This is a genomic window from Caloramator mitchellensis (genome assembly GCF_001440545.1).
Classification (GTDB): Bacteria; Bacillota; Clostridia; order Clostridiales; family Caloramatoraceae; genus Caloramator; species Caloramator mitchellensis.
Genome location: NZ_LKHP01000002.1, coordinates 21,137 through 35,716, shown reverse-complemented (window position 1 = coordinate 35,716; position 14,580 = coordinate 21,137). Strand labels below are relative to the sequence as shown.

The window sequence follows — 14,580 nt, the reverse complement described above, 5'->3', positions numbered from 1 at the left end:
TGCGCCCGGCATGGGCGACAGCTTGGCGGTGAAAGTCCGCTGTGGGCTTGGTAGTGGGAACCACTAGCCAATGGCAAGGGTGTCCATCGTGAGGTGGAATCTGAAGGAAGCCGGAGGCAAAGTCCCGGCTCGATGAACAAGAACCACATAAGAGGCTGATTTGAGGCGGACGAGTTTGCGCAACAAAACAAAGTCCTACACTACCCGAACCTCATACAGTAAATGTGGCGAGTTTATGGGATGAAAGCGGTCGTTCTTACCCGGGGAGGTCTAACAGATATACCATTAAAAGAATGAACTTTCTAAATGGTAACCTATCCAGTGATGGATAACTGAACTGTTAGAAGTCAGCAGACGTCATAGTAGCATGAGAAACGCGTTATCATGTGAAGGACCGAACGTTAGGAGGTTTGAATTTTGAAGACTTCGAGAGATATCCAAAGACTGCAGAAAACTGAATATACAGACTACCTTGTTGAGAATAGTGTGGAACACGAAGGTAAACAAGGAGTGCATAGAATATCTCCGGCAATCCCAAAAGGAGAAACCAATGCAGAAGAATACGAAACCTTGGAAAGAATACTCTCAAGAGAAAACATGCAAAGAGCATATAAGAGAGTAGTTGCTAACAAAGGAAGCCATGGAGTAGACGGAATGACAACCGATGAACTTCGGGACTTTCTAATACAAGAGTGGCCAGGAATAAAATTAGCAATACTACAAGGTAAATACAAACCACAACCAGTTAGAAGAGTTGAGATTCCTAAACCTAACGGTGGAGTTCGACTACTTGGGATACCGACTGTGCTTGACAGATTAATACAACAGGCGATAGCGCAGGAACTAACATTAATATTTGATAAGGAATTTTCTAATAGAAGCTATGGATTCAGACCAAATAGGAGTGCAAAGGAAGCAGTAAAGAAAGCAAATAAATATATAAACGAAGGATATACATGGGTAGTAGATTTAGACCTTGAGAAATTCTTCGACAAAGTAAACCACGATATCCTGATGAGCCGAGTAGCAAGGAAAGTAAAGGATAAGAGAGTGCTAAAACTAATAAGAGCATATCTAAAATCTGGAGTAATGCTAAACGGGATAAAGGTTAAAACTGAAGAAGGCACTCCACAGGGAGGCCCATTAAGTCCACTTTTAGCGAATATAATACTCGACGACTTAGATAAAGAATTAGAGAGAAGAGGGCATAAATTTTGCAGATACGCAGATGATTGCAACATATTTGTTAAAAGCGAAAGGGCAGCCCATAGAGTTAAAGAAAGCATAACTGAATACATTGAAAAAGTCCTTAAACTAAAAGTAAATAGAGAGAAAAGTGCAGTTGATAGGCCATGGAAGAGAAAGTTTCTAGGGTTTTCATATTATGTAATCCGAGGAGAATCAAACATAAGGATAGCCGAGGAAAGTATAAAGAAATTCAAGGATAAAATAAGGGAAATAACAAGTCGAAGGAAACCTTTGAGCACAGAAGAAAGAATAAATAAACTTAATCTAATAATCATCGGATGGGTAAACTACTTTTCACTTGCAAAAGGGAAGAAACACATGGAAGAATTAGACCGATGGATAAGAAGAAGATTAAGGATGTGCGAATGGAAACTATGGAAAAAGGTTAAAACAAGAATAAGGAATCTAATAAGATTAGGAGTAAAGCCAAAGATTGCATACATGTATGCCAATACCCGAAAGGGATACTGGCATACTGCAAATAGTTACATCTTATCGACAACTCTAACTAACGCATATTTTAATCAATTAGGTTATAAAAGCCTAGTCTCACAGTATTCTAAAATGCATGAAAACTAACGAACCGCCGTATACCAGGCCGGTATGTGCGGTGGTGTGAGAGGACGCTGAATAAAATAATTATTCAGCTCCTACTCGATGGCATTTACTTGGCTTCTTGACAATATGAGTTGATGAAACAAATTTTTTCTTTAGATACACTTGTCTTGAGACTGGCTCTTTTATTATATTCTCAAAAGGTGCAGTAATGATATAATAAAAAATAGCAAAACAGGAAATGTATTATAAAATTTATCTGTTATTATAGTATTAGCAAATTTGAAGTCTGAATTGTCGTCTTACGAATTGGCAGAAAATGCAGGATTCTCCTTGTTTCACTATTATCGTTTATTTCAAAGCGTAGTTGGTATGCCTGTTATGCAGTATATATTAAAGCGAAGGCTTTGTCATGCAATATATGAAATAAGTTGTGGAAGAAAAATAATTGATGTTGCTTTGAGTTATGGTTATGACACTCATGCAGGATTTTTCAAAGCTTTTAAACGTGAATATGACTGCTCTCCAACTCAGTATCTTAAAAAGTATTATGTATTGCATATTTTAGTAGTATGGATAAATATGCTGAACTTGCAAAAGTTAATCAAAAAATGCTTGAATGGTTATATGACAATAAAGATGCATTAACGCTTTAGTTAAAAGTGCCAGGTTCCTTTATTTTAGGGGGGAATTATGAGTAATACAGAATTATTTATACAAGTCTTAGAAAACAGAGATATGGGATTGCTGAAGAGAGTACCAAAAACTGACTCGGATAAACATAGTATTAATGGATGTTTAAGAAGATGCATTTGAGGTATTCGAACTTGAGGATGTAGTTGTTGTTAAGGGAAATAAAAACGTTGTAACCGACGTTGCAATATCCTGAATGATGGCAAGAACAGTAGTTTTATCAGCATTTTTGAATGTTAACTAAACCCTGCATCAATCAATGATGAGGAATTTGTAAATAAAGTTTCAAAGGAAGTTGCAGAACTTGAAGGCAGGGTAAACGAAATTGAAAAGGAGATTCTTGTAAAGGTTCAATTATAGGTGTGAAACACTAGGTGTTTCACACCTAACTATTGACATACAGCCTTATTTAAAAAACCTCAATTTTAATATTTTTATATGGAATTAAAACATATTCAAATCCATTATCCCATTTTACTTTGATTTTTACACCTTTCTTAAAACCATTTCTTATTTTTTCCACGTAAGTATCTTTATATAACCATGTAGTTCTTCCTATAATTAACCCCTTATTATTTTTACTATTTGTATTTATTTCTTGTTTGTCAGTTATATCATTACCAAAATAAGGATAGGATTTAACAGCCATCATGTCAAAAATTAATTTATCAATAAATACTGTCACTAAAATATCTCTATAAGGTTGATTATTCTTAGGTTCTATTGTAACAATATATTGTAAAGAAGTATAATTAGAGCTATCTTTTGTTTTAATTTTGTTTATAAGGATATCAACCTTATAATAGAAATTTTTACTTTTAATTGAATCAATAAATTCTACATTTTCAGGTAATTGTGCATCATAAATTAAAGGTTTAATTGCATTTTTATTAAAATTAATCTTATATAAGATAACTACAAGTAATATTAGGATAACTGAAATTACGCTAACCAGAACTTTATTTTTCATAGATATTACTTATCCTTTCAATTATAATTAAATCTAATCATTAATGTGTCCATGCATCAACATAATTAGGACCACTAGTTATATAAATATATTGTGTCTTATCCAATATCCATTGATCATCAAAAAAGTGATTTTTATATTCTGCTTTAAAATAACTATATCCATTAGATGGAATAAAATCATAAGTTCCTGTGTGTGTATATCCTCCTGAAGAAAATGATGCATATTCATGTCTATACCATTCTCTTGCTTCTAAATCAACTTTAGTAACCCAGCTGCCTGCAGTATATACTTGTCCTAAGTGATCATAATAAGAGTATGAATGACTTAACCTTGCTTCACCAGGTGAGCTTACAGAAACTTCATTCCATGAAATAGAAAATACCAATGAAGCTACGTCTATAACTATATTTTGGACAGTTGTCATAAAATATCCAGCAATTGTTAAAGAAACATTTAGAATTGTTGACAAAATAGAAGAAGATTCGCTATCGTCTAAATATGTGTATCCTGATGACCATCTAGAAGTATATGTTGTTCTTAATGCACCTTCACCTGGATCAGCTCCATTTGGAACTATTAAGCCATTATCATATTTTTCGCTTTTTGTTTCATATGATGAATAATCCATGACTCTTTTTTCAAATTTCTTAATATTTTCATTAGTAAACGGAACATTTTTTGATTGGCTAAAAGTTGCGAAACTTCTATCTTGTGCATTAACCATGCCATTTAAAATAAATACCGAAAAGCATAAAAAAAGTACCAATGCAGTAACCATTCTTAATTTTCTCATATTATATCTCCCTTCTTTTTAAAAATTCTTTGAAAACATATAAAATTTTAATTTCATCCCCTTTGGTATATTATGGTAAAAACAATATATTTCCATTTTGAAGATGGAATTATATATAAACCTACTAAGTGTCTTAAATGAGCAATCATAAAGCCTTAGTTATTATTTCCTTTAGTTTTTTTACAAAATCTCTAACCTATATTAAGTATTTAACTGAATGAACTCTAGGTTCTTCTTCACTTGTAATAAATGTTCTTTTATAATTCATTGTAGCAATTTTTGCAATGTTAAATGTAAACCAACTTAAAACTAAAAAAAGCAAAATACAAATTTTTATTTTTTTCATTAACACTCACCTCCTTTATTAAGATTGAACCATATTTTACATATTAAATCAAAATATGTATAATTTAATTATCATATATAATGATTTCCAAATTTTATTTATCAAATTAATACTTCTAAATTCTTAAATTTATATGCCCATCTAAAATAAGCTAAAAAAAATGTAACTTTAAGTTACATGTAGCAAAAGGTGGTGAAAATGAGTTTATGAACATTTCAATTGGAGAAAAGATTAAAAATTTAAGACAACAAAAGGGATTATCGCAGGAAGAACTTTGCGGAGAATATTTAAGCAGAGTTGTTTTAAGCAGAATTGAAAATAATAAGATGCTTCCTTCTATTCCTCAACTACAATATATATCTAATAAATTAGATGTTTCTTTTCATTATTTTTTTATTGATATAGATTGTGAATATTCTCGCGATAGTGACTCAAACAATCAAATAGAAAATTCAATTTTAAAAATACTTTATTTACAACAAGACTATTACAGCATCGTTAAAATTAAAGAAACTGATATTGAAACATTTATTAAATTTAACGATTTTAATAAGTATTTCTATTTAGGAATATCTTATTTCAATTTAAATATGCTCCATAAAGCTCTAATATTTTTAAAAAGGTACATAAATGAATATACAAAGTCAGATAAAATAAACCAGAAGATAAATGTAATTACCTTTGTTGAAGCTTTAAATACTTTATTTAAAATAATGTTGAAAAATAAAAATTATGCAAAGTGTGAACATTATCTTTTAATGGCAATCAATCACCTGAAAATGCACAATGCTATGGATTCTAAAATCAGTTATATAGTCCATAATAATTTAGCATATATCTTTCTTCAAACCTGTAAATTTGATAAAATCATTAATCTACTTGAGGATTTTTTGAATAAGTGCAATAATTTCAATTATATTGATATTATGCCAGATATTTACCTGTCTTTAAATATAGCTTCTTATAACACCCAACAATACGAAAAAGCAATAAAATATGCTAAAAAGGCAATTTATTCTTATTTATATCTTGATGATGAAATATCTGCTGGAAGTTGTTACCTGAACTATATTAATGCTTTAAGATATTCAGGAAAGATTAATGAAGCAATAACAACTTTAGAGTTTTGTAAAAATAATTTTAAGGATATTATTGTTTTGAACAAGCTCTTATATCAAGAAATGGTAATTTATTTTAACCTGAACGAATATAGTAAAGTTCAAAACATTGTAAGTAATATCAAACTCAAATATTTACCAGCAAGGTTTAAGCATAATATAAATTTTATGTTAGGACATATATATTATTTAGGTGGTAAAAGAGAAAATTCAATTAAGTATTTAAAAAAATGTGAAACATTTTTTATATCCCATAATTATTTTTATGATTTAGTTTTACTTTATGAAGATTTATATACGATAACAGGTGATGAAAATTACAAGGTAAAAAAGAAAGAATATAAGAATAAAATTGGAAGGAAGAATATTTTAATATGATAATATTGCAATTGACTTACAAGTATAAGAAGCAGATATTTTCAACATATAATTCTTATCCTGTTCAAAAACTATAGAATTATATTGTTTATAAACAGAGCATTAAAGCAAAAGCAAGAGTTGACAATTATATAAATTAGTGTTAACTTAGAGTAAAGAAATTGAATAATCTTCAGGGCGGGGTGCAAGTCCCCACCGGCGGTAAAGCCCGCGAGCCGAAAGGTTGACTCGGTGAAATTCCGAGGCCGACAGTATAGTCTGGATGGGAGAAGATTAAAAAAATAAAGTTATTTATCAATAATCTATTTGGTAAATAAATCTTGCTTTCATAGTAAGATAAGCCCTGAATTTATTCAGGGCTTTTGTTTTTGCCAAAATCTTAAAATTTTTGTTAATTGGAAATATTATATTTGAGGTGGTCTTATGGACGAAAAATATATGAGGAGAGCTTTAGAACTTGCAAAAAAAGGTGCTGGCTTTACAAATCCTAATCCTCTTGTAGGAGCAGTAATAGTCAAAGAAGGCAGGATTATTGGAGAAGGGTATCATCAGATTTACGGGAGCCACCATGCGGAGGTAAATGCATTTAGAAATGCTATAGAAGATGTGAAAGGTGCAACAATGTATGTTACCCTGGAGCCTTGTTCCCACTTTGGTAAAACTCCCCCATGTGCCAATGCGATAGTTGAAAAGGGGATTAAAAAAGTTGTTGTAGCGATGGAGGACCCTAACCCAGAAGTATCAGGAAGGGGCATCAAAATATTAAGGGATAATGGGATAGAAGTAATAACAGGAGTATTAGAAGAAGAGAGCAGAAAGCTTAATGAAATATTCATCAAATATATAACGACAAAACTTCCATTTTGCATTTTAAAAACTGCAATGACGCTAGATGGTAAAATTGCAACAAGGACAGGTGATTCAAAATGGATTACTAATGAAGAATCAAGGGAATATGTTCATAATCTAAGGCAAAGAGTTGCAGCGATAATGGTTGGAGTAGGAACAATAATTAAAGACGACCCAATGCTTACAACAAGGCTTGAGAAGGGGAATAATAGTGACCCAATAAGAATAATCGTTGATACAAGGGGAAGAACACCATTAGATTCCAAAGTATTAAATATTAAATCAAATGCACGAACTATTATTGCAACAACCGAACTTGCTGAAAAAGAAAGACTAAAAGAATATGAAAAAAAGGGGGCTGAAATAATCATAACTCCTCTTAAGGATAATAAAGTTGATTTAAAATTTCTGATGCAGGAGCTTGGAAAAAGAAAAATAGATAGCGTTCTTTTGGAGGGTGGAAGCGAACTGAACTACTCTGCTATTGAAGAAAGAATCGTTGACAAGGTAAATATATTTATTGCTCCTAAATTTATAGGCGGAAATGAGGCCAAAACCCCCATTGGAGGAATAGGAATACCCCTGATGAAGGATGCACTTTTGTTAAAAAACTTAGGTTTACATAGATTTGGTGATGACATAATGATTGAAGGCTACTTAGGGCAGGAGGGATAAATTTTATGTTTACTGGACTGATAGAAGAAGTAGGTAAAGTTAAATCAATAATTAAAACAAATAATGCAGCAAAGATTACAATAAATGCAAGAAAGGTTTTAGAAGGCGTTAAACTTGGTGATAGTATAAGCACAAATGGAGTTTGCCTTACTGTAACTGAGTTTAATCTGCAAAGCTTTACAGTTGATGTTATGCCTGAAACCATGAGAAGAAGTAACCTTCATTTATTATCTTTAGGAGACGCGGTAAACCTCGAAAGAGCTTTAAGAATTGGAGATAGATTAGGTGGGCATTTTGTAAGTGGACACATCGATGGAATGGGAACTATAACAAATCTTGAAAGCGAAGATAATGCAGTTTGGCTTACTATAGAAACTTCAAATGAGTTACTAAAATATATAGTTTATAAGGGTTCGATTGCAGTAGATGGTATAAGTTTAACAGTAGCATATGCCGATGATAATAGCTTTAAAGTGTCTATTATTCCTCACACAAGGGAAGTTACAACTTTGCATAGAAAAAAGGTAGGTGATGTTGTAAATTTAGAATGCGATATGATAAGCAAATATATAGAAAAACTGCTTAATTTCAAAGAGGAGTTACCTAATAAAAAAAGTTTGGATATTAATTTTTTAAAAGAACATGGGTTTGTGTAAGATTAGAGGGAGGAAAGAAAATGTATAAATTTAACACTATAGAAGAAGCTTTAGAGGATATTAAATCGGGGAAGATGATTATAGTCGTAGATGATGAAGATAGGGAAAATGAAGGCGACCTTCTGATGGCTGCTGAAAAAGTTACCCCAGAGGCCATAAATTTTATGTCTAAGTTTGGAAGAGGATTAATTTGTATGCCAATAATAGAGGAAAGGATTAGAGAGCTAAATATAGGATATATGGTGGAAAGAAACACCGATTCATTTCAAACGGCATTTACAGTATCAATTGATGCTATTGACACTACTACTGGAATCTCAGCATATGAAAGGGCACATACTATTAAAAAGGTTCTTGAAAAAGATGCCAAGGAAGAGGATTTTAAAAAGCCAGGACATGTCTTCCCGCTTATTGCAAAAAAAGGAGGAGTGTTAAAAAGAGCAGGGCATACGGAAGCTGCAGTCGACCTGGCAACTTTAGCTGGTCTTTATCCTGCAGGGGTTATATGCGAAATAATGAATGAAGACGGAACTATGGCAAGGGTTCCGCAGCTTATGGAGTATGCCAATGAGCATAACTTAAAGATTATAACGATAGCAGATTTGATAGCGTATCGCAGAAGTAAGGAAGTTTTTATTAAAAGAGCGTCAGATGCCGATATGCCCACCAAATATGGAGGTTTTAGAATATATGGATATGAAAATACTCTAAATGGTGAGCACCATGTAGCACTTGTTAAAGGAAATGTTTCAGACGGAGAGCCTGTTCTAGTCAGAGTTCATTCAGAATGCTTGACGGGTGATGTATTTGGCTCATTAAGATGTGATTGCGGCGAGCAGTTTGCCGCAGCAATGAAAAGGATTGAAGCTGAAGGCAGAGGAATACTTCTTTATATGCGCCAGGAAGGCAGGGGGATAGGACTTATTAACAAAATAAAGGCCTACGCACTTCAAGATAAGGGAATGGATACGGTTGAGGCAAACATTGCTTTAGGTTTTCCAGAGGATTTAAGAGATTATGGTATTGGAGCACAGATACTTGCCGATCTTGGAGTGAAAAAGATAAAGCTTATGACTAACAACCCCAAAAAGTTAAAGGGATTATCTGGTTATGGTATTGAAATCGTTGAACGAGTTCCTATTCAGATGAACCACAATGAAAGAAATGAATTTTATTTAAGAACCAAGAAACAAAAACTTGGACATATGTTAAATTTTAATGAGGAGGAGTAATTATGAAAATTTTTGAAGGAAATTTGATTGCACAAGGATTAAGGTTTGGAATTGTTGTTGGAAGATTTAACGAGTTTGTTGGAGGCAAGCTTTTATCAGGAGCAATGGACGCTTTAAGAAGGCATGGAGCAGATGAAGAAAATATAGACGTTGCTTGGGTTCCTGGAGCCTTTGAAATACCGCTTGCTGCTAAGAAAATGGCAAAGACAAACAAATACGATGCTATTATCTGCTTAGGAGCAGTAATCAGAGGAGCAACACCTCATTTTGAATATGTATCAAGTGAAGCATCCAAGGGAATAGCACATGTTTCACTTGATACAGAAGTTCCAGTAATATTTGGAGTTTTAACAACGGATACAATTGAGCAGGCAATTGAAAGGGCTGGAACGAAGGCGGGAAATAAAGGATATGATGCTGCAGTTACAGCCATTGAAATGGCGAATCTATTAAAACAATTTTAATAGTGGAGTGTGTGTAAATTGATTCCCTTAAATAAGATAAAAACTGTATTTTTCGATTATGATGGGACTTTGCATGATAGCATAAAAATATATGCTCCTGCCTTTAGAAGTGCATACGATTTTCTTGTAAATGAAGGCCTTGCTAAAGAAAGAGAGTGGTCTGACAAAGAGATAAGTTATTGGCTGGGATTCACTCCACAAAACATGTGGAAATCTTTCATGCCTTATCTTCAGGATGAATTAAAGGAAAAGTGTAGCAGTATAATATCTGAGGAGATGAAGATGTCGATTTCAGAAGGTAGGCCAGTTCTTTATGATGGTGCCATAGAGGTTTTAGAGTATTTAAAAAATAAGGGCTATCGACTAATTTTTATAAGCAATTGCAAAATTTATTATAAAGAAGCTCATAAAAAATTATTTAATTTAGACAAATATTTTGAAAGGCTAATTTGTTCAGAAGAGTTTAGTTTTATTCAAAAGCATGAAATACTAAGAATAATAAAAGATGAATATCCTAAGGATATGGTTATAATTGGAGATAGATATCAAGATATAGAAGCAGGAAAGAAAAACGGTATTTACACCATTGGATGCAGCTATGGCTATACTCAGGATGGCGAACTTAAAGAGGCAGATTTAATAATTGATAATATTATGGAATTGAAAAAATGTTTATAAAAATAAAACCGCGTGGTTCGGCTCTTTGCCTATTACGCGGTTTTTATTTCAGGGATATTTTGAAATTTATATCTTGAGCATTTTTTTGTTTCAATTTCAAAAATATGGTATAATCATATATGATTTAGTTGACATTAGGGGGCAAGATTATGAACGAGGTTATTAATCAAATAAAGAAAAGAAAATCTGTAAGGATTTTTGAAGAAAAGGAAATACCAAAGGAGATTAAGGAAGAGATTTTAAACGCAGCGTTTGAGGCACCAACGGCTGGTGCAATGATGCTGTATAGCATTTTGGACATTACAGATAATGAACTTAAGGAAAGGCTTTCTATTCTATGCGACAATCAGCCCTTTATCGCAAAGGCACCTATGGTTTTGATATTCCTTGCTGATTATCAAAGGTGGTATGATGCCTATTCCCTTACAAATTGCAGTCCAAGAAAGCCGGGCGAAGGGGATATTTTGCTTGCATGTGCCGACGCAATAATTGCAGCTCAAAATACAGTTGTTGCTGCTGAAAGTCTTGGAATTGGTTCCTGCTATATAGGAGATATACTTGAAAATTGTGAAAAGGTTAGAAAAGTATTAGACCTTCCTGATTATGTTATTCCTGCTGCTATGCTTGTTTATGGATATCCTACAGAGTCGCAAAAAAATAGAAAAAAGCCTGCAAGGTTTGACAAAGAATATATTGCTTTTGAAAATAGATATAAAAGATTATCAAAGGATGAGCACATTGAAATGCATAGTAAAAGACTTAAAAAATCGGGGATAGAGGGAAAAGATGCTGTTGAGGAGATTAGGTCAACCTGCAAAAGAAAGTTTATGTCGGATTTTTCACTCGAGATGAATAGGTCAGCAAAGGAGTATATGAAAAGTTTCAGGTAATGATAAAAATATGCTATAATATTCTTGTCCAATTTATTAAAAAGGGGTTATTACGGTGAGGGTAAAGGTTAAGCTATTTGGAATTCCAGCGGTTACAGTTGAAAATAGAAATATTAATTTTGCATTCAAAAAGGCAGAGGTTCTCTTTTACTATATGGTTTTAAAAAGGGAGGCTACAAGGGATGAGCTTATAAATCTTTTGTGGCAGGGTCATGAGGATGATGTTGCAAGGAAAAATTTACGAAATGCAATATATAGCGTAAAAAAGGCCTTTGGATTTGACGTTTTTATTTCAAACAATAAATCTACCCTTGCTTTAAATCCGGCTATTATATTGGAATGCGATGTTTTAAATCTGGTTAACTCAAATAAATTGAATGAATACAATGGCGAGTTTTTAGAAGGAATTAATATAAAAGAGTGTGTTGCATTTGAAGAATGGCTGCTTTCAAAGAGGCAAGAAATCAGTGAAATGTATATTAAAAGGCTGTATAAGTTTATTGAAGAAGCTTTGAAAAGTAAAGACATAAAAAACGCTGAAGAATATACTAAAAAAATTATTGAAATTGATGAATTTGATGAAAAAGCTTTAAGAATACTTATGCAGATTTATTATAAGAAGGGCGAAACAAAAAAGGCAGTGGAAATTTATAACAACTTTAAGCAGAAACTTTATAAAGAGCTTGGAGTTTTGCCGGATGCAAAAACTATAAGTTTGTATGAAAGATTAACTAAAACAAGGCTTAAGGAAGAAGAAAAATTTTTTTACGGAAGAGATTTTGAAATTTCTAAAATTTTAGATAATTTTAATAAATTCATGAGCGATTTACAATACAAAAATATATTTATAATCGGAGAGGCGGGAATTGGAAAATCAAGACTAACAGAGGAATTTTTGCAAAGATGTGAACATGAGTTAAGCTTTGTAAAAGCAAATTGCTTTGCAGTTGAAGAGAGCTACATATTAAAGGTTTGGGGAGATGTATTAACAGGGCTTTCGGAGTATATATCAAATGAATATATCCCTAAGTCATGGAAAAACATACTTTCATCATATTTTCCATCATTAGCAGGTATTTTTGAAACAGGGGAAAATATTAATTTTGACGCTAATAGATACAAACTTTTGGAAGAGATAATTATTGAATTAATTTCAACAATCGCTAATAAACACAAGCTGATTATAATATTAGAAGATGTTCACTGGATGGATGATGTAAGCCTGTCAATACTTAAAAAGATAATGCTCAGCAAGAAAAATATATTTTTTATTCTGAATTCAAGGTATGATAAAAAGATAAATGAATTTTGTGCAAGAGTAACAAGATATGACAGGATGGAAAAAATAGAGCTTACAAGATTTACAAGAGAGGAATCTTGGGATTTTGTTCAAAAGGCGCTAAATGGCCTTGAAATATCTCATGAAGTGCTGAACAATATATACACAGAAACAGAGGGAAATACCTTTTTTATAGTTGAATATATAAATTTAATTAGGAATAATCTAGACGTATCTTATTTAAATACAAGGCTTCAGGAAATACTAAATAGCAGATTTATCGACATTTCAATTGAAGGCAAAAAGCTATTGAATATTATTTCAATGTTTTATGATGAGGCTCCTTTAAATTATATAATCAAACTTGTGGAACTTGATGAAGAAACGTTATTGGAAACTTTGGAGGAACTTGTTGCAAAATTTATAATAATAGAAGTCAATGATAAAAATTTAGGTTATAAATTTTCGCACCAAAAGCTGAGGGAATTTGTGTATTGCAACCTTTCGAATGCGAAAAAAAGAATAATGCACGGAAGGATTGCACTGCTCATGGAAGAAAAATTAACTGGGGACAGGACTGATTTTTACCTTTATAGCGGCTTGATTTACCATTTTGAAAGAGCCGGAGAAATTAAAAAGGCTTTAAAATACAAGATGAAAAACATAACTGAACTTTTGAATTTCAGCAACGAACTTTTCCCAGAGGTTCCCTATGAAGAAAAACTGTTGGAGGAATGCAATAGTAAATCAATATATTCAAAGCTTGATGAAATAAACAATCAACTTACTGAGATAAAGGAAAACTCAAAAGATTATAAGTGGCTTTGCGCATTTTTTAGCTATGTAAGGGGAAGGCTTCTTATTTGGGAAGGCGAATACGAAAGAGGTATTGATGATATAAAAAACTCAATTGAATTAACAAAAGAATTAGGGGATGAAATATTAGAACTAAAGGCTATTAGACAAATTATATATTACTCAATACAGGTGCATGATGTTGAATCCATGACAAAATATGTCGAGGATGGGATAAGGATTGCAAACAAGTTAAAGAATAAGAAGGAACTTGCAATTCTTTTTAGGCTTAAAGGCCTCAATCTTATTATGCAGGAAAAATTTAATAGAGCAGAGGAAGTTATTAAGCACTCACTCATGATTTTTGAATCCCTAAACAATAAAGAAGCAAAATACCACTTTAATATTGCAGCCTCTTTAAATTACCTGGGAAATATCAGGAGGCTTAATACTGACTTTAAATCTGCTTTAAACTATTACGACAAGGCAATTGAAATATGTAGTAGAATAAAAACAAATGTAGGATTAACAGTTTTCTTGACAAATGCTGGACAAGTCTCCTATGAACTGGGGGACTACGTAAGGGCAAAGGATTATTTAAAAAGAGCAGTTGATTTATACAAAAAATCCGATGCTCACTGGTTAAGACCGATTGCCGAAGGATATTTTTCATTAACACTCATAAAAGAAGGGAGATATGAGGAATCCTTAAAATATTTAAAGATGGCTGATGTGGATGCACAAAAATTAAAAAGCCCATTTGAAAATGGGATTGTTTTAAGGGTTAAGGCTGAGATAAAAAGGAATATGGATAATAATGCAAGATTAAACTATGTATTTAAGGAATATTTAAAAGAAGATTTATATTATTACAGTAGTTTAGGAGAAGAACTTTTAAGTAAAGTAAAGGAAAGATATCAAGTGGATATATTAAGGGCGTTATCAAGGGGAGTTTAGA

12 protein-coding genes and 1 riboswitch are annotated in these 14,580 nt (G+C 32.3%); of the genes, 10 read left to right on the top strand and 2 right to left on the bottom strand.

The window, feature by feature from the left end:
* Nucleotides 1-417: 417 nt before the first annotated feature.
* Both ltrA and ABG79_RS01780 read left to right on the top strand, forming a co-directional pair.
* Nucleotides 418-1,827 (top strand): group II intron reverse transcriptase/maturase, encoded by a 1,410-nt coding sequence (gene ltrA, locus ABG79_RS01785; protein ID WP_057976524.1) that lies wholly within the window; start codon nt 418-420, stop codon nt 1,825-1,827.
* 258 nt (nt 1,828-2,085) lie between these two features.
* Entirely contained in the window at nt 2,086-2,451 is a 366-nt protein-coding gene (locus tag ABG79_RS01780; RefSeq protein WP_341408287.1) for a helix-turn-helix transcriptional regulator, read from the top strand.
* A 454-nt stretch (nt 2,452-2,905) separates the two neighbouring features.
* On the opposite strand, the gene ABG79_RS01775 is transcribed toward ABG79_RS01780, so the two are convergent.
* Together ABG79_RS01775 and ABG79_RS01770 are read right to left on the bottom strand one after the other, a co-directional pair.
* Nucleotides 2,906-3,466: a hypothetical protein gene (locus tag ABG79_RS01775; protein ID WP_057976521.1), complete on the bottom strand. Its 561-nt coding sequence runs from the start codon at nt 3,464-3,466 to the stop codon at nt 2,906-2,908.
* A gap of 40 nt (nt 3,467-3,506) precedes the next feature.
* The gene (locus ABG79_RS01770; RefSeq protein WP_152978179.1) at nt 3,507-4,235 is read right to left on the bottom strand and encodes a hypothetical protein; all 729 of its coding nucleotides are present in this window, start codon (nt 4,233-4,235) and stop codon (nt 3,507-3,509) included.
* Between the two features lie 579 nt (nt 4,236-4,814).
* Between ABG79_RS01770 and ABG79_RS12200 the strand changes: the two genes are divergently transcribed.
* The 8 genes from ABG79_RS12200 (at nt 4,815) to ABG79_RS01730 (ending at nt 14,579) form a co-directional block, all read left to right on the top strand.
* A complete protein-coding gene (locus ABG79_RS12200) occupies nt 4,815-6,104 on the top strand; it encodes a helix-turn-helix domain-containing protein (RefSeq protein ID WP_083490284.1) in 1,290 nt (429 codons plus the stop codon).
* Between the two features lie 164 nt (nt 6,105-6,268).
* Nucleotides 6,269-6,382: riboswitch (FMN riboswitch) on the top strand.
* 145 nt (nt 6,383-6,527) lie between these two features.
* A complete protein-coding gene (gene ribD, locus ABG79_RS01760) occupies nt 6,528-7,628 on the top strand; it encodes a bifunctional diaminohydroxyphosphoribosylaminopyrimidine deaminase/5-amino-6-(5-phosphoribosylamino)uracil reductase RibD (protein ID WP_057976517.1) in 1,101 nt (366 codons plus the stop codon).
* A gap of 5 nt (nt 7,629-7,633) precedes the next feature.
* Entirely contained in the window at nt 7,634-8,284 is a 651-nt protein-coding gene (gene ribE / locus ABG79_RS01755) for a riboflavin synthase (RefSeq protein WP_057976515.1), read from the top strand.
* Between the two features lie 20 nt (nt 8,285-8,304).
* Entirely contained in the window at nt 8,305-9,516 is a 1,212-nt protein-coding gene (locus ABG79_RS01750; protein ID WP_057976513.1) for a bifunctional 3,4-dihydroxy-2-butanone-4-phosphate synthase/GTP cyclohydrolase II, read from the top strand.
* Nucleotides 9,517-9,518: 2 nt separating this feature from the next.
* Nucleotides 9,519-9,980 (top strand): 6,7-dimethyl-8-ribityllumazine synthase, encoded by a 462-nt coding sequence (ribH, locus tag ABG79_RS01745; RefSeq protein WP_057976511.1) that lies wholly within the window; start codon nt 9,519-9,521, stop codon nt 9,978-9,980.
* An 18-nt stretch (nt 9,981-9,998) separates the two neighbouring features.
* A complete protein-coding gene (locus tag ABG79_RS01740) occupies nt 9,999-10,658 on the top strand; it encodes an HAD family hydrolase (protein ID WP_057976509.1) in 660 nt (219 codons plus the stop codon).
* Nucleotides 10,659-10,807: 149 nt separating this feature from the next.
* Nucleotides 10,808-11,548 (top strand): nitroreductase family protein, encoded by a 741-nt coding sequence (locus tag ABG79_RS01735; RefSeq protein WP_057976507.1) that lies wholly within the window; start codon nt 10,808-10,810, stop codon nt 11,546-11,548.
* 55 nt (nt 11,549-11,603) lie between these two features.
* Complete coding sequence (locus tag ABG79_RS01730; RefSeq protein WP_057976505.1) at nt 11,604-14,579, top strand: AAA family ATPase; 2,976 nt, start codon at nt 11,604-11,606, stop codon at nt 14,577-14,579.
* Nucleotide 14,580: the final 1 nt, after the last annotated feature.